Below are 18,693 nucleotides of genomic sequence, written 5' to 3'. Positions count from 1 at the left end.
TGTCTTTTGAAACTCAATTTAGACTGATTAATTTTGAATAGTGTCCAGAACAATTTTTAAGTATATTATGTATTCCTCTTTGCACAGGCTGTCCTTTATCCAAAACAATTATCTCATCACAATCCCTGACTGCACTTAATCTATGTGCCACAATAATACAGGTGCAGCCTCTCCTTCTGATATTTTCCATAATCAATTTTTCTGTCTGTGGGTCAAGAGCGCTGGTCGCCTCATCCAAAATAATAATAGTTGGATTCAGTGCAAGTGCTCTTGCTATTTCCAGTCTCTGTCTTTGTCCACCACTAAGATTCTTCCCGCCTTCTGATAAGACATAATCATAACTACCTGGTTTAGCAGTAATCTCATCATGTATACAAGCATCTCTGGCTGCGTTTATGAGATCGTATTCTGAAATACTTTCGTCCCAAAGTGTAATATTATCTTTAACAGTACCGGAAAAAAGAGCTATTTCCTGATTCACTACTGCTATTGAAGTATTCAGCAAATCTGTTGGCAAATCGTTTTTATCGAAGCCATCAAAAAGAAGCTTACCCTCCCATGGCTGATAAAGGCCACTAATAATTTTGGAAACAGTAGATTTACCACTTCCTGAAGGACCTACAAAAGCGGTGCTTTGACCAGGTTTAATACTAAAACTAAGATCTTCTATTAGTGCTTGTTCCAGCATATTATAACCGAATCTAAGATTGCACACTTCAACGGAGCCATCCAGCTTTGTTTTTGCCGTACTTATACGATCAGAACGAGAAAACTTCTCGTCTTGTTCGTAATTATTGATATCATCGAGACGATTCATATGTGCTTTAAGATCTTGTATTTTTTCGCCGAAACCAATTAAAACATTGACAGGACTAATAAAACTGCTCATCAAAGTATTAAAAGCTATAAGCATTCCTATTGTCATATATCCATTAATTACATCAAGTCCGCCGATCAATAGAATCAGCACATTTGTCATCTGGCGTGTAACTTCAGGTATTGCTGTGATATATTGTCTGAAAGATCCTAATTCTTGTTCATTTCTGCAAACTTTTGCATAATAACCAAGAATTCTGGTAATATACTGATTTTCAGATCCAGAAGCTTTCAGTGATTGAATTATGCGTAGACCAGAATATATAACACCATCAAGCTTCCCTTCATCTTGCTCCATTTTTATTTTTCTGCTGGCAATCTTCTCTGCGCTAAAGTGCAAGAACAATATATTAACAATAATAAAAATTACTCCCACCAAAGTTAACTTCCAATTGTAAAGCAAAAGTAATACAAGATAAAAGACAGCTGTAATAGCATTTAATGCAGTCGTAGCAAGATCTCCGGCAAGAAAATCTGCTACAATTTCATTGCTGTTTATCCTGCCACTTATGTCACCTGCATATCTTTGGTCAAAAAACTGAATCGGCAGACGAAAGACCTTGCGCAAGAATTTATTCGAAGATACAAGTGCCATTTTTGTTTGCAGTCTAAGAAGAAAACTGCTTTGAACATAAATAAGAAAAGCCTGAAAAACTGCTACCAGAATCATTCCGGCAATTAATCCTCTAAGCCAGTTATTGTTATTATCAAGAAGAATATCATCAACAAAAACTTTTGCCATTACCGGGAAAACAAGTCCCGGGATAATCAAGCAAAGGCCAATAAGAACAAGATACAGCACGGCAGATTTGTCATTTTGCAAGCGATCTCTTATTGAGGTAATTAATCCTGTTCTGTCCTTACTTTTATAAAATTCAGCCTCTCTTTCAAATTCTAATACAACCCCCGTAAAATTCTCATCCAATTCTTGAAGTGTTATTTTGCGGCGACCTTCTGCAGGATCATTGATAAATATATATTCACCCTTTATTCCCTCATAGACAACAAAGTGATTAAATGACCAATGAATAATTGAAGGAGTCTTGCCTGCAAGTAAAGACTCTAATTCTTTTTTAAAACCGCGGCCTTTCAAATGATATTTGGCTGCTCCCAGAACAACATTGCGGGCACTTGACCCATCACGGCTTACACCACAATCTATTCTCAGCTTTTCAAGAGGTACAAACCTGCCATAATAGCTCAAAATGATAGACAAAGATGCTGCTCCGCACTCGGTTGCTTCCATTTGGAAAACAGAAGGGGTTTTCACATATGTATCCTTGTAATTTTTACCTTTATATTTCACAGCAATCACCATTCATTTGGAATAATAAGCGACAAGGGGCGGCTTTCATCTATTTTAATTGAGGCATCGCATAAAGTGCCTTCAAGCAATTCCACATCTTTACCTTTGCGGCTAGACCAATAAAAACCGCTTGCAGTACTGCTGTCTTTGATCAAATCAGCCCTGATCTCTACCACAACGCCAAGATCAAGAAATTTGTCCGTTAATTCATCATTACCCAGATTACGTCGAATCTGTTCTGCACTGATTGCATATCCTGAAACACTTGTAACTACAGCTGCCATATGCCCGTATTCCTGTCTGTTAACAGTAGTCGGATAAACATTAACTTCCATTCCAGGACTTACCTGTCTGCCTTGTTCTATAGGCATATAAAACACAACCTCAGAATCACTGACCGTACTGCCTTTTTCTATAACTCTAGCTATTTCTTCACCTCTTTTAATAATATCTCCCGAATCCACATTAACAGCCACGACCTTCCCTTCAATCTGGCTTATAACCGAAGATTTTTGCAGTTCTTCTTTTAATTGGAGACTTTGTTTTTGCAGACTATCAAGTAAAGCAGATTTAGAAGCATCAAAAACCGGCAGCAGATTGCTGGCAACATCTGATTGGTTTTGTGAAACTGCAATGCTATATTCATTTTTTATTTTGAAAAGATCAAGCAAAACAGCCGGCAGTTTATCTGCCTCCGGATCATCTCTTTTTATATCATAACTTTTTACAATAGCAATATCTTGCTCAAGAATAGAGATTTGGCTAACCAGTTCATCACGATACACTCTGGCAATTACATCACCTGGATAGACATAACTGTCATTATTTATAGAAATATCGGACACTCTACCTTCAACATCGCTTATTATGCCGCCTGTACCCTTGCTACTTAATAAAATACCTTGTGCATGAAGTTTTTTAGGCACAGAACCAACTATACCCCAGATAAATACAGAAACAATAACTATTGTACAAAATACGAGTATAAGCCACGACTTTGGAGACGTTATTTTTACAAGTTTATCAAGCTGTTCAGGTGAAGATAAATTATCTAATGCTGATTCTCTGTATATACCCATGAAATTGCCTTTCCAATTGAGTTTTCAAATATTTATTCTCAATAATCATTATTATAACTAAAAAAACTGCTTTCATCGCTACTTTGTTTTTTCGTATACGAAAGCGCCATCTTTCACTCTCTTAATAATTATATTCCCTGAAATTATTTCACCTGTCTGATCAAATTTGATATTGCCGTTAACACCTGGAAAAACATAATCAGATCTCAATGCAGCCGCCAGGTCAGAGGGAGAAAGATTCTTAGTTTGTCGGACTGCATGAGCAAAAAGATATACTGAATCATAAGCCTGGACGGCAAAATAATCAGGCTTTATACCAAAGTAAGAAATAAAATTCTGTTCAAACTGCAAATAAGCCTGGTTATGGTCAAAACCTGTAAAGAAAGAAGTAAAGGCAACATTCTCAGCTGCTGATCCCAAAAGCTGCGGCAAATTATCGAAATCAAATCCATCGGCTCCAAGTACCAGCAATTGGGGATCTAGTTCATGCATCAAGCCAATAGTTTGATCAACATTCATTACCATATCAGCAATAAAAACAGCATCCACTTCCTGAATTTGCCATCTGGCAAAAACATTTTCGAACTGCTCTTGATCAGAGAAAGTACGATGCCGATCAATAATGTTTATTCCCAATTCCCTGGCAGATCTTTCAAAAGAAAGAGATAAATCAATGCCGGTAAGACTATCTGAATAATATACGGCAATGTTTCTACAACCCTGCTGATTTGCATATTCTGCCAATTTTTTTGCCGAAGCGGCATCGCTTAGAGTGTTTCGAAAAACTGTCTTATACCCGTTATGTGTCAAAGTAGGGTTGGTAACAGTTGGAGTTATCAATATAACACCTGCCTGATCATAAACATGTGCCACAGGCAAGGTGTTTTTAGATGTCCAATGTCCGATTACTGCAGCAATCTGCGGATCATCAGCAAATTTTTGAGCTATTTCCAGACTTTTGGAAAGTTCCCCCTCATCGTCTTCAATAACTGATTCCAGCAAGACTCCAAAAATACCTCCGCTTTGATTTATTTCTTCAATAGCCAGTTCTATTCCCTGATAGTACAAGGAATTATTTCTGATCGACTCGCCATGACCCGCTACACCAATCTTAATTGTTCTATTCGAATCAAGCATCATTTTTTCTCTGACTTGTCGAACAGATCTGCCGGCAGACAGCGCCTTATAAATAGGATTAAAAGCGCTGTCTGGAAGAGACAGATAAACAAGCAAACTTCCCAAAACAATCAATACTACAACAGCTATTACAATTTTTAACTTCTTTTTCATATTTCTAATACCACTTAACTCTTCTTGAATTTAGCGATCAGATTTTTGAAGGCGGCAGCTATCGATTTACGTTTAATTACACCAAGGGTTGCCAAACCTGCTCCCATGACTGATAAAATTACAATTAAAGCAACTGGTAAAGTGTTTGATTTATCAGCTTCATCTGGAGTATCTGCTGCATCTTTCTCTTTGCGGTCTACATCGATATCTCCCGGCTGTACGGCTTCAGGGCTGTCCTTCTCATCTTCTTCAAGCTCATCTTCTTCATTCTCTAGTTCTTCAGAGTCTTCATCATCTGAATCAGACCAGCTTCCCCTGTCACCAGACCAATTACTATCCGATTGATCTCCCTGGTTATTGTCTTGATCAATTTGATCTGAATCTACTGATGCAGGAGGCAAACCAGAGCCGTCATCAGAACCGCCCTTATCAAAGTCATCAATTGCAGGTGGTTGTGATTTAGGCTGACCAACTTTTACAACAACTGACCTTCTTTGAATGAGGCTCGTGGGTATTTTATATGTTTCATCTACTTCCATTAATATGCCATTAGCATGCGTCTGAAGTTTGCCGATATCTGGTTCAAGAACAGCGGTTATAATTGCATAACCTTCTTCTAGTCCCAGCACAGTTCCGTCTTGAAGCACAACTGCGATATCAGAATCAGATGAAATCCATCTTGTTTTCAAAGGATTTCCAATTTCATCAGGAATTGCCTTGCGCAGACTTTGAACAGCATTAAGCTTAATCATATCACCCTGGTCGATTGAAACATCACCGTTGCTTATAGTAAATTGTTTGACATTATTATAGCTTCCGGCAAGTTCCGAAGATGCAGTTCTTCTTATATCTGCATTAATGCTAAAATCACCACCGTTAACCGTCAAATCAATCGCATCATACATCGAACCATCAGATGCCGTCTGAATCTTTCCAAACATTGATTCATTAACTTTAATGTCAAAAATTATTGATTCCGCTTCACCTGGAGCTAAGTTAACTGTTTTCCTTGCCAGCCTTGATCCTGTATCGCTGCGATTTACAGAGATATTGCCACTATAAGGCATGTTCCCTTCATTTGTAACATACAAGGAAAATGCTGCATTATTCTTGGAAGTTAGCAAAGAACTCAGAACATGTATCTTTATATCATGTTCTGCTCTGATATCCTGTTCGGATTTTAACAATTCATTGCCTTGATCATCAGTTACTTTAAAGCCAATTGTAAGGTCTTTTAAGTCAGCAGGTAAAACAAAACCTCCGTTTAGCAGATAAGAATGACCACCAAGAAGTACTCTGGCATCACTATTCATATCATCATAATCAACAACAGCGCCATCTTGATAATTAATACCGGCAAAAACAGTTTCAAGATTTATGATGTCAGAGGAGCTACTTTGCAGCAGCATTTTGCCATTTTGAGTAATATAAGATATATACTTAATGTTTTTCAGTGGCTTAATACCAGAATTTGCTATTTCCATTGAGAACTCATACAGGGTGTTGGGTTGTGCCAGCTCTTCAGGCAGAATCATGTCACTACCACTTATTGTACTATCAATAGTAAATATATTACTGGCAAACATTCTGTTATTTAAGTCTTCCACAAAGATATTATCACTATCCAGAGACTGATGATATCTAATATACACAGCTTGTATATTCTGTTCACCATTAACAATAAAATCTATGTCGCTATAATTCGCACCGGTCATAAAAGTCATCTGTACGGGCACAGACCATTTATAAACATCACTGTCACTTTTATATTCCTGAAGAACAACCGGATCCCCAGCCTTTACAACGCCTGTAAAACCATTGATATCAGGAACAATCTTGTAGTCAAGATTTATTTCGGTTTCTGCTGCATAAGAAGGATGTGATTGCTGAGTAATTCTATTTAAATCATCTACAGTCTCAGAATCAGTGATGTCCTGCTTTAATTTTATTTTTTCAGGATATGTGCCGGCACTTTTTCCAGCTGAATAAATATACTCAAAATCTTCATTGTCTGTATAAGCATCATAAATTACTTCATTGCTTATTTCAGCTCCTGGTTCGCTATACGCAGCAAATATATGCTTTTCCCTTATTATGTTTTCAAGCTTTTCTGTTCCAGGATCACCCGGCTGCAGCCCATCCTTGTAGGAAATTACATAATCTGTATAAAGCAAATACTGACTTCTATTATTTGACCTTATTATAAATTCATCAATTGGATAATCTTCTCTGCTACTTACAGCTGTGTTAATATAAGCATCTTTAGCAGTATTGGATTTATCTATCAGATAATAGTCTCTAACAGCATATATTGCTTCATTTTGAGCATTTCTGCCAATTTCAACTTCAGCACTTACTGCTTTAAGGTTATTTCTGACCAGATTTGTTATGTCCATGTATACTATATCGCCGTCAGATATCCAGTACAAATAAGTAATATTACCTGTTCTTACAAATTGCGGCTTGCTGTCTTGATGATTGTTAACCGTTAGTCTTATTGGATGAACAAAGCCATCAAGTTCATAATTATAAATTTGCAGATATATCTCCTGATCTTCTGTGGTAGTATTGTTGCCATCTGTATCAAGTGTATAGGCGTGCAGCGCCAGGCCATTATAAGTTGTAATATCTGAATCTACAACCAGAGGATCATTAGTCAGAGCAGGCTGTCTTTCAGGAATATTCTGTATTGTTCTGACTTTTAGTTCTCCATCTTGTGTATAGTATTCTTCGGTTTCTACTATATCAATATCTACTGCCAGATCAACAAATCTCTGTCCATAAAAATACTCTGCGCTGTAACCATTTGCCTCGGTATAGCCCTTTTCTGTATCTACAGGTCTATCATAATCATCATTCCAGATGAAATTACCGGTTCCATCACGTTCTGCAAAACGATACGCTATGGTACTGTATCCATTTGCAAGATCTCCATAAACAACATCTTCGTCATAACTGCTGCCATCATCTTTCAGAACCGGTTCATAATCCCATGTATCTTCATAATCTATTTTCGTGTAATAAACCATCAGCCTGCCTGATATTTCATCATAAGAAATATGAGGATTAACATCTGCATACCCAGAATCAACAAAGAAATTCTCATTATCTGCATCTGGATCATTAATCTCTTTGGTTATTGCAAATTTTTCTCCTAGCTGAACAGAATTGATATTAAACCATCGGGCACTTATATTCATTGCTTGAAGAACGTCTTTGGCAGTATCTTCTTCTGTAAATTGTCTGTGAGCGTCCGACCATATAATCAAAACTTTATCTTCTATTACAAAAGCATCCGGTGCTTCATCCCATGTATCATCAGTATCCACAGGCTGTGGTAAAGACCATATACTGCCATTATAAAATGAGTAAAATAGTTGAGCACGATTAAGACTATCCCTTGAAGGTGATCCTGAATCATTTATGAATAGCATTAAAATTTTGCCTTTTCCTAATTCAACTAATTTAGTCTGAGGATAAGGATACATACCTGTGAGCAGCAAAGTTTCATTGTCGACAATATTGTTCAGGTCTATTATCGCTTCATCATGTTCAGAAGAATTCATGCTAAAGGCAGAGAAATCACCGCCAATGGGCAATTGACTGCTTTCTAGCCACTCAGAACGGTTATCCAGATAGTCACGACTGAGTATTTCGTCTTCTTCTACCACGCCCACACTGCTATAAAGATAGCTGGTATAAGGATCATTTAATGCCGACATAATTGCCTGCGATTCAGTTCCATAGCCGAATAACTCAATTCGTTCAGATTCATAAATGGTCCATTTTTTCTGAATAAATAAAACTTTTATGCCTACCGCCGCTGAGAAAACAAGTCCGCCGCTGCCGCTGGAGGATTGATTTTCACCTGTAATCGGCATAGTAAAGTTAAAATCACCGGTTGCAGTTCCTGAAATACTCGTGTTTAGCATTTTTGCACCTACACCGGCACCGATAGTAATGCTTGGACTGACATAAAACTGTGTATATATAGAATAATTTTTGGGATTGAGACTCATACTGCCATCATTATCAAAACGATACTTGGCAACATGTCTTTCGCTATCATTAGCCTCTATTGCCAGAACTACGGACGCTTCACCTGCTATATTAATTGAAGCAAAAACAGGTACACCTATAGGCGTTACATAAGTATACTTTGCCTCATACCCAGCTTTGCCTTTTGCCATCATAACCATAGAACTAAAGTAATAATAGCCATCAGAATCCATAAGTCCATCAGAATTTATAAATTGACCTTGTTCAATTGTAAGTGATAAAGCAACTTCGAATTCAAATTTAAAGGTTGATCCGGTTGATCCAGCAAGTTTTTTGGCAGTATCATTCATTGCTTTAGCTTGAGGATTTCCTTCCAGATCTTTTTTCTTCTCAGCCTCGTCGCGCTGATCACCAAATTTCTTTTCATAATCCTTACTATAACCAAAACTGATTGTTCTTGTATTATATTCAATTCCATCTTCGCCCAATCGCGTACCAGGAGTCAGGAAGCTTTCCAGATCCATATCCATACCCAGATCAAAGCGATTATTCATTTTACCTATAAAAGCCACTGTCGGTTGCAAAGGAGTGTTAAAACTTGCCGGCACAGAAATAATGTTAAGGTTCTGACTGAATGTCAGGCCAACATCAACCTCAGGGTATTCTCTAACCACGGTAGTGCCACTCATATACAACGGTGAAATTGTCATTTTCTGACCTGGCTTGAGTCCGGCATCAAGAAGATTAAATGAATGAGTAAAGACACCACCTGAAGGTTGTCCGGTCTTTACTTCATATACAGGATCTCCGGAACGGTTGCCAAGAAGATTAACATCATAAACCCTGATAATAGCATTATTAGGAATTACTCCGGCGGCTCCACTGTTAACTTTGAATTTAAACTCTGTTTCTCCATTTTTGATTGGAACATATCTATTAGCCTTATCCAGTTTGATAGCCTCCGGCGAAGAAGGTTTATCCTCAGGAGCAGGCGGGAAAAATTGTGCACTGAAATTATAAGGTCTCATGGTATTACTTGTATCAATAAGATGAGGTGTATCATATCCAGCCCTGACATATGTAAAATATTCGAATCCTTTATGAACTATCTGTGCAGAATAGTAAGAACCCTTTTCAGGGAAATACTGATCCCATATTGCCGCTATACCAAACTCATCAGTTATATATGATTTGTTACCTACAATAATTGTAGCCCCTTGAATAGGCTTTTCTATAGCCGGGGAATCAGGATCAAGTACAGTTCTATAACTCTCTGTCAAAATTATTCTTGAGCCATAGTTAGAACTGCCGGGAGCCGCCTGTTTTACAAACTGATAATATACTTTGGATGGATCAAAAAACTGCGGTGCATAACTGAAAAAGTTACCTGTATAGGTTCTGCCATACATCGAATTTGTTGCTCTTATATAATCAAGATTAAAACCCTGTGCTTCCAGTTTTTTTGCCAAACGCCCATCGTCATTTGACTCCTGACCATCACCATCAAAATCACCTGATGTATCGACCCACTTAACAGAGTACCCTGGATTGGGATAAGCACGTAATTCATAACTGTGAAAAGGATCTGCATTTTTAATTGTAATCGGCTTATATACATTACCTGCAACATATTTGCCATTTTCATCTTCTAAAGTGATTGCATTGCCTGTTGTGTCGAGAAAATCAATTGCATTCTCATTAGTAGTCATTCTGCTGCCGTCATAATTCAGACCTGAACCATAAACAATAACCGACGCATAATCTCCACTCTTCCAGCCTAAATCTTTGAGATAACCACTATATGAATAACTGCCTTTATTGCTATTGGCCGTATACCCGGCAGGCGAATTAGCATTACGCACAGATGGATATTCCGCACGTAAAGTACCGTCATTTTTATAAACACGCAGATACGCTGTACCAGGATCACCAAACCTTATACGCTCACTTAAATCCGGATAATCAAAAACATAATTGAATTCTATTTTTATCAGCGGATTAACATCATTTGATGGATCATTATCACTATTTAGCTTAAAAATATCTTCCATCTTTTGGTGGAGACTTTCGGATGAGTTATATCGAACACCATCTATGTAATAAACCGGCTGACTAATATTATGACGATATTCCATCGGTTCAGCCTGAACAATTAAAGTAGGGTTATTAAAAGATACATTTATCTGATCATTAGCAAGATCAACCTTGTATTTAATTCTATTATCGGCACCTGTAGAGTCAAGCATCGTTAAACCAGACTGATTATTGGCTCTCCAAACGGGAGTTTTAGCAACAACATTGCCCACGGCCTTCAGATTAACAGAATCACCGGATTTAAGTTCAAAGGAAGAAGAAGCAACGCTCTCTCCCAGATTTTCCAGATAACCATTTGCCGTATCGACATTAATTTTCAGAGTTACTTCTGCAGGTTTAAAAACAGGTCTAACTTGAATAATGCTATTATTAAACAAATTGATGGACATACCACTCTGCTTGAAGAAATCTTCATCTATACTTAAAGTATTGCCTGTATATTTTATCCATTTGCTGCCATTATAAACCTCAAAGCCATCGTAAACCATGATTTTACCGGCTTCATTATTGTTTGCGGTATAACCAAACTCAATTTTATCAGATCTGAAAACGCCCTTTTGCCTCGTATTAGATGCCATATTTGTCTGCTGATTATTCACATTAGAATAAATGGATTTAATATATAATGAGCCTGGCTGACCTATTTTACTGGTACTCTTTACGCTTAATGCATTATTCTTAACATCATACTCTGTTCTAATAAATTCAGGAACATTTGTAGAGTCCGTCTGCACCTGAAGAGTATATTCCTTCAGGGAAACTCTGATATCTTTGGCAGAAACAAGACTATTATTGCCTGAATTGGCAAAAGTAGTCAGATAAATCATATCAGTATCCCAGTGATTATACTCAATATTTATTGTGCCACTTATATTTGAAAAACTTCCTCTTCTTGTCCAAGCTCTTGTCATGTGTGCCAACGAACCGGCAACGCCAATAGTAGTTGAATACTCCTTCTCTTCATGCCTGACATTTTTCCACCATGGATGCCACTGGCGCTGATACCATTCGCGTCCTGAACCTGTATTGCTCAAATTATAAGACAAGGTATTAGCACCATATAGCTTAATGCCGCTGAATCTTGAAGCGCCCTCTCCACCAGTAATATTTATTCTGAACTGGTCTCCAGAAACGCTGACCGATCCTTTTGTAGAACCACTTCGGAAATCATTTGGTGCAATGGTCCATTGCCCTCTGGCTTGTGAGTACCCGTTATTTGTAATTTTTTCTACGCCTCTTGCATCAAATATACCTGCCATTGTACCGATTGAATCAGAAGATAGCGCAACCGGCGAATCAACTACACCCATTGAATAAATCGAGGAAGTCGTCAAATCATTTGGAATTGTTTCATTTGCTGAAATATTTTGGGTAAAAATCGTGCTCAGATTATCGACAATAGCAGGGACTGTGACATTTACACGAGATTTTTCCATGTTAGTATTTTCACTGGAAAGATCAAGAGCAATAACAAAATCTCTGCTATTTACACGATTTGGATTATTCAAAATATCTACAATAACTTTCTGTTCAGTCATTCCAGGCGTAAACAAAAGCTCCTGCAGTCCTGCACTATAGTCAAGACCAGGAACAGCCGTACCCTGCTCCGTCCCTACATATACTGAAGCATATTGTTGTTCTCCACCACTTCTGCGTACAGTAACAGTTGCAAAATCCTGTTCGGCAATCACAGAATCCTCTACAAATTCAAAAAGAGAATTTTCAAATTCGTCATTATCTTCTATATTGGCGTAAGCCATATAGAATTCACCTCTTACAGCGCCACCTGTAGGATTGGTAAGAGCAAATAATATTTGTTCTTGACTTTCTGATATATCATCATCAATAGGAAGTATATAGATATATTTTATATACTCTCCGTCTTTAAATTCAATTGTTGTTTCGGTACCGGGAACATTTAGGAAAAACTCATCATAGTCTTCTTTCATCTGCTCAACTTTTTGTGCGTCAAGATCGCGCCAGTATGGTCTGTCACTTTCTCTATTTAAAGTATTTTCTCTAAGCTCACGTAATGTCTTTGGAACTGTTTTTTCACCAAAATCAACTGTTTTTCCTTCTAGCTCAGCATAACTATTGTCCATTATCGAAAGGGCTGAAGGAAGTACAGTTTGATTATCACCCGAATTCTCTTCTGAATCATAACTGCTGTTTTCAGAAGCCGGTATTTCGGAATCATCATTTTCATCATCTTCCTCAAAAGACTCAGAATCACTTATATTAATTTCAGGATCTGCCAGAAGCGAATCAATCAGAACAACTGAATCCTCATTTGATTCCAACTCTGCTCTGCGAGAGTTTTCGTATACACGTATAACATAGTCCTTACCATATTCAGCTGATATATCAATAGCTTTAAAATCTATACTTATATCGCCAGCAACTCCACCTTGTCTTGCTATAGCTATTTCTAAAAACTGATCATTTTCCGAAACACTAAATTGTGTTCCAACAAAATTAATCAACCCATTAGGATAATTATTTTCCCAAAGGTCATCCCCTTTAATAGCCTGTCTTAATTCAGCTTCTGTCAATGACCTGTCAATATCAGACAACTCAAGAGCATGAAGCGGGATACTTGAAAAAACAAGTAAAATTACCAGAATCATTGATAAGGCTTTACGCATATGCTGAAATCCTCCTATGCATATCAAAGGCTGCATAAAAGCAGCCTTCTTTGGTCTATTCATTTGTTATTTATTTTTATTCATTTTTTGCATTTTGATTATTTGATAAAGCCAAATTTAAATCTTTGATTTTGTATTATCATCCAAATCTATAGTTTGCTCGGCCTGCCTATCGCGTAAAGCTCTGCCACCAGCTATCTGATTTAATTCATCAAATGAAAGCTCTTTATTATCCCCATCATTATTCTGATTAGTATCCATTTCTTTTTTATCCATTTTCATTACCCCCTAAATGGAATTATCCTGCTAAATTTTGAGTCTGCCTAAAATATGTGTTAATCTCAGATCTTCGATCTGGTATTATCCTCAAGATCTATTGTAGCTTCGCCTGCACCACGAATAGATTTACGTCCGGCAAAAACCTGCCCCAGATTATCCAAAGATAGCTCTACCGGAGAATCAGAATTGCGACGGTCTGCCTTTTCTTCATTTGATTTTTCGTTGTTCTTATTTTTATTTTTCTTAAACATTACAGCCTCCCGAACACAGTACATTAAATATATTTATACCGTATTTATATAAATCAATATTACTTTGATTTCCTTCTAGATAATCATGTTATTTATTCTATCAAATATTTATGCTTTTAGGATGTAAAAATACTCTTAATTCAAGATATTTATGCAAAATAATGATTTTTTTACCTTTTCTAAGGGTCAATTTTACAGTCGAAATACGATATCTTGTTTGTCGAATTTCGATATGAGGTATTTTGTTAATTAAACAATATCATTCATTCACATCATCTGGGATTGCATATTTTTTATCAAGTATTATTACGCCTGCAAAACCAATTAAAGTCATCAAAAAATATACAAGACAGTTATCAATATAAGATGGCACAAGTATGCGGGCAGATCCGATGATCAAACCGGCAAAAAACCAGCTAAGAATTTTTTTGTTACGAGTATAAAGAAAGTCCAGAAGTTTTGCTAAAGCAGCTATACCTACTAATGCTCCGATTGCAAAAAAAGCAAGAATTCGGAAGTCCAGTTCGCCCACAGCAATCATGACATCGTCATATATACCCATAATAATCAGGAATGCAGATCCCGGCACCCCTGGCAAAAGCATGGCGGCACTGGAGATTGCAGCACCTGCTACTATCAATATCACATTAGGCTCACTAACTCTATCAAAATCAAATTGTGTAAATCCTGATATATAAATTCCGCCGGCAAGACCAACAGCAGCAGATAGAATACCTCTTAATCCCGGCTTACCGGTACCATGAAGAACCGAAATAGATGATGCTAGAACAAAGCCGAGTAAAATTCCCATTATCGGAATTTCAAAACTTTCCATAAGATAAGTAAAAATCCAGCCTCCTGCTACAATGCCAGCCCCCAAACCAAAAGCAAAAGGAATCCAGGGAATTAATCTAAGCTTTACCAAATCCCTCATCAATGTTTCATACAAGCCCAACAGTAAAATAAGCGTACCTCCGCTCATACCAGGCAAAAGTATTATAAGTCCAACAAGAAAACCTTTGAGGAACTTAATCCAGATATCTTTACTGTTTTTAAAGATTAAACTGCTATTTATTTCCACAAAAAGCCCTCATTCTGTCTGTTGATTTGTAACCATTTAATTAGTTTCAATGTTACATTAGTTTAAATTTAAAATCTATACAAATACATATTTAATGCATCGTTAAATTGTCAGCTTAGCATTGCAACCGGGCTAATAATACATAACACAGAAAAAACCCTGAAACAATCCTGGCAGATCATTTCAAGGTTTTTTAAGATTTCTTAATTGTGTATGCTTTTGCTGCTGCACAGCAAACTTGTTACTTTAATTTTCATCAGCCACTAAAAGCTTCTATTTGACTGTGCTTTCAGTTTTATCTTTACTTGCTTTGCGTCTGATTATTCCTGTTGCCAATCCCCCTGCTATCAATAGGGCAGGCAATATCGGCGATCTGCTGGTTTGTCCTGTCTTTGGTGTCTGATCTGATGCCAGTGGCATTGAATCTCTTTGTACTATTGCATACATTGAGAAATGATCTGTCTCAAATTCAAGATACTCGATGCCATCTACTATGACCAGCTTTGTATCAAACAATTCTATATTGCCATCATCATCTATATAAGCTATTGCCAGATTCTCCTTGCCACGATGCTGCTCAGGTACAGGTATTCTCACCGTTATCTTACCCAGCAGATCATAATTAGGAACCTTGCCTTCCCAGACACTATTATCATATCCTACTATTCTTTTTATAATCGAGATGTCAAAGACCTCTAACAGGTCATGTCCTTGTGTCGCAAGTGATGTTCTGGCAGTCTCTCTCACTTGTGTATTTATCGTGTCGTCTGCCAGTTCCTCTACTCTCAGATAGATCATTATTTCACTGGCATTTGCCAGTTCTTCCGGTGTTAATCTAACAAGATTTTCCAGACCAAACACCTGTATTCCGGTGTTAGTATCTTTAGGGCTGAAGTTAACCGGTGCGACCAATCTGTCATAATACAGTTTCAGTACAAGACTTCCATCTGCTGCTATAGTGCCACTTGCTTTACGTCTTGTATGGCTAGTGTTTTCCTTATAACCTTCATATGTTAAGGCTGATGCACTGATTGCTGCAGCTGTTGTGCCTTTTAGGTTCTGTGTTTCCTTAAGCACATAATTATTGCTTCCTGCTGTTTCCTGAAGATAATGTTCTACTTTGTATGCTGTGTCATTTCTTGCTGTCCAGCCGGCAAAAATCGTATGCTTGGCACTATTCGTAATAGTCATGCTATCACTTACTTTACCTGTAGTTCCTGCCTGATTTGCATTTGCCGCCGAAGTATACCACCCCGCAAAATTGTAGCCTGTTCTGCTGGCCTTAGGCAATGCCTGTGAAGCACCTGTTGATGACTGTCCGTAAGTAAGTCCCGGTCTTTTGTTCTGACTATCAACTGTTACCGTGCCCTTGTTACCATTATAAGAAACTGCTACAGAATTGTTAAAGTACGGGTAGCCTCCGTTGACATCAGCACTTGCTCCCCAGTATTTGTAAGTACTTCCGGCTGCTTCCTTCCTCACCCATGTATTTAGAGCATTTATAAGTTTTGTTTCTTTTTCTATTATGCTGTGGCCGAAGACCGCTGTTAGTGTTCCTTTATTATTCGTAAAAGTTGCCAGACCTGTCATTGTGGCTTCCTTTTCAGGCAAGTCTGATCTCAGACCTAAATCCATCACGGCTCCGACTGGGTCTAAGCCTGCGGCTAGATAATAACTGTTTTCTATTGTCAGATATGGTGTGGAACGACCTATCAGGGATCCAACGTACACGTCTGCTAAATCTAAATAAGGTTCCAGCCAACTTATATCGATAGTACCAGTATTATAACAATTGACAAGTTCAAAACTGCCAGCGTTTCTGCCATCCGATTCCGTAAATACCGATATATCTTCTTCCAGATCTGCCAATCCTAATCCATCTATATCATAATAGCTTTCTATTACTTCAGCCACTATACCTCCAAATGAAAAGCTATTTTTTCCCACACTTATACTTATATTTCCAGGCTCAAGTGGAGGCACAAATAAAATTGCACCTGTATTATAGCTGTTTGCAATAATAGTGTCATTAAACGCTAATGCTGCAATACCTGCACTGATAGCTATTCCGCTTATAGTGCCACTATTACTGCAATTTACAATTATGGCTTTACCTGTGTGATCTCTATCTGTAAAATCTACTAACTGCATTCCGGTTGAAATAAGAGCCGCGATTCCTGCTGTTGTCATTTGTCCCTTCAGAGATCCATAATTATGACAGTTTGATATTTTACCATAATTAAAAAGGACTATACCCGCAGAATTAAATGCATTTATCTCCCCCTGATTTGAACAATCCAATACTTGTCCAAAGTTAAAAGCCACTATGCCTGATGCAAATTCTCCTGCCTGTATATTAATATTATTGGTACAATTCTTTATTGTTCCAAAGTTTTCAACAGCAATACCGGTTACCACTTCTGCTGCAACATTACCTTGGGTAGTTATGTTGCTGACAGTCGCTCCCGCTTCAATATAAGTGACAACAGGTGCATATCTTCCATAATAGTCATCTAGATCAACATCTATACCCGTAAAGAAAATATTTTTAATTTCACCTCCTGAACCAAGTTCATAAAACAAAGACATCTGATCATATGCACGCAAAGGCTCAATGTTTGCAGATTTTATACCTATATCATTGACACTCATATTTTTTATCGCATATCCTGCACCATCAAAAACTCCCTTGAAATAAAGATCTCCATTTTTACTAGGACGACCTATTTGCATAAAATTGGTATTAAGACCGCTACCGCTGATATCAATATCATCTTCAGCTGCATGTATAAGAACATCATCAAGATCTATATCATTTGTCATTCTATAATGCTTATCTGCATAAGCAACAGATGTGTCTTCATCATTTATTCTCTCTGCCAGCTCATAAAGATCTGCTTTGTTTTGAATCAGATACGGAGATGCGGCTGTTCCCTCTCCTGAAAAAACTGGCTGAACAGGAACTGCCAGAACTCCTGCCGGCAACATTACCGCAAGTAAAATCAAACATAGTAGCAATGAAATTACTTTTGATGAACCCTTCACATATTTTGACATTTCAGTCCTCCTTTTATGCTTTACACATAATATTTGCGCTAAAACTGCCCCCTAAGCCAATCTGCACAAAAAGTCATCACAATATGTTTATAGTAACATAACTTAATCGAGATTTGTTATTCGTTTTATGCATTTTATATCTAAATAAATTATTTTCTTTTTAAAAACATTACTGCCCAGTTACTGTAAGATTACTATGAGGAATTATTACCCTAATCAAACTGTTTCAGTCAACTTAGCATTGCAACCGGGCTAATAATACATAACACAGAAAAAACCCTGAAACAATCCTGGCAGATCATTTCAAGGTTTTTTAAGATTTCTTAATTGTGTATGCTTTTGCTGCTGCACAGCAAACTTGTTACTTTAATTTTCATCAGCCACTAAAAGCTTCTATTTGACTGTGCTTTCAGTTTTATCTTTACTTGCTTTGCGTCTGATTATTCCTGTTGCCAATCCCCCTGCTATCAATAGGGCAGGCAATATCGGCGATCTGCTGGTTTGTCCTGTCTTTGGTGTCTGATCTGATGCCAGTGGCATTGAATCTCTTTGTACTATTGCATACATTGAGAAATGATCTGTCTCAAATTCAAGATACTCGATGCCATCTACTATGACCAGCTTTGTATCAAACAATTCTATATTGCCATCATCATCTATATAAGCTATTGCCAGATTCTCCTTGCCACGATGCTGCTCAGGTACAGGTATTCTCACCGTTATCTTACCCAGCAGA

Annotated in this window: 9 protein-coding genes; all 9 read right to left on the bottom strand. The window is 37.5% G+C overall.

What is annotated here, in order from left to right; translation table 11 throughout:
* Positions 1-13 precede the first annotated feature (13 nt).
* Positions 14-2,182, bottom strand: coding sequence for an NHLP family bacteriocin export ABC transporter peptidase/permease/ATPase subunit (locus AC0KSB_RS10780; protein WP_472309132.1), 2,169 nt, complete (start codon positions 2,180-2,182; stop codon positions 14-16).
* Between the two features lie 5 nt (positions 2,183-2,187).
* Entirely contained in the window at positions 2,188-3,261 is a 1,074-nt protein-coding gene (locus AC0KSB_RS10775) for an NHLP bacteriocin system secretion protein (protein ID WP_472309130.1), read from the bottom strand.
* Positions 3,262-3,339: 78 nt separating this feature from the next.
* Entirely contained in the window at positions 3,340-4,551 is a 1,212-nt protein-coding gene (locus AC0KSB_RS10770; protein ID WP_472309128.1) for an ABC transporter substrate-binding protein, read from the bottom strand.
* A 14-nt stretch (positions 4,552-4,565) separates the two neighbouring features.
* The gene (locus tag AC0KSB_RS10765) at positions 4,566-13,289 is read right to left on the bottom strand and encodes a Calx-beta domain-containing protein (RefSeq protein ID WP_472309126.1); all 8,724 of its coding nucleotides are present in this window, start codon (positions 13,287-13,289) and stop codon (positions 4,566-4,568) included.
* 117 nt (positions 13,290-13,406) lie between these two features.
* Positions 13,407-13,565, bottom strand: coding sequence for a bacteriocin (locus tag AC0KSB_RS10760; RefSeq protein ID WP_472309124.1), 159 nt, complete (start codon positions 13,563-13,565; stop codon positions 13,407-13,409).
* A 65-nt stretch (positions 13,566-13,630) separates the two neighbouring features.
* On the bottom strand, positions 13,631-13,819 hold the full coding sequence (locus AC0KSB_RS10755) for a hypothetical protein (RefSeq protein ID WP_472309122.1): 189 nt from the start codon (positions 13,817-13,819) through the stop codon (positions 13,631-13,633).
* Positions 13,820-14,078: 259 nt separating this feature from the next.
* The gene (locus AC0KSB_RS10750) at positions 14,079-14,900 is read right to left on the bottom strand and encodes an undecaprenyl phosphate translocase family protein (RefSeq protein WP_472309120.1); all 822 of its coding nucleotides are present in this window, start codon (positions 14,898-14,900) and stop codon (positions 14,079-14,081) included.
* Positions 14,901-15,173: 273 nt separating this feature from the next.
* On the bottom strand, positions 15,174-17,957 hold the full coding sequence (locus AC0KSB_RS10745; RefSeq protein WP_472309118.1) for an InlB B-repeat-containing protein: 2,784 nt from the start codon (positions 17,955-17,957) through the stop codon (positions 15,174-15,176).
* Positions 17,958-18,350: 393 nt separating this feature from the next.
* The coding region (locus tag AC0KSB_RS10740; protein WP_472309116.1) for a hypothetical protein at positions 18,351-18,693 on the bottom strand (343 nt) is incomplete at its 5' end.

The sequence above is a fragment of the Ercella succinigenes genome (assembly GCF_900002895.1).
This window is presented reverse-complemented; position numbering and strand designations above follow the sequence as displayed.

What these genes read in the sequence shown, in the direction of transcription:
- AC0KSB_RS10745 (WP_472309118.1), bottom strand. Translation starts at nt 17,957, where the DNA reads ATGTCAAAATATGTGAAGGGTTCATCAAAAGTAATTTCATTGCTACTA.
- AC0KSB_RS10755 (WP_472309122.1), bottom strand. Translation starts at nt 13,819, where the DNA reads ATGTTTAAGAAAAATAAAAATAAGAACAACGAAAAATCAAATGAAGAA.
- AC0KSB_RS10770 (WP_472309128.1), bottom strand. Translation starts at nt 4,551, where the DNA reads ATGAAAAAGAAGTTAAAAATTGTAATAGCTGTTGTAGTATTGATTGTT.
- AC0KSB_RS10760 (WP_472309124.1), bottom strand. Translation starts at nt 13,565, where the DNA reads ATGGATAAAAAAGAAATGGATACTAATCAGAATAATGATGGGGATAAT.
- AC0KSB_RS10775 (WP_472309130.1), bottom strand. Translation starts at nt 3,261, where the DNA reads ATGGGTATATACAGAGAATCAGCATTAGATAATTTATCTTCACCTGAA.
- AC0KSB_RS10765 (WP_472309126.1), bottom strand. Translation starts at nt 13,289, where the DNA reads ATGCGTAAAGCCTTATCAATGATTCTGGTAATTTTACTTGTTTTTTCA.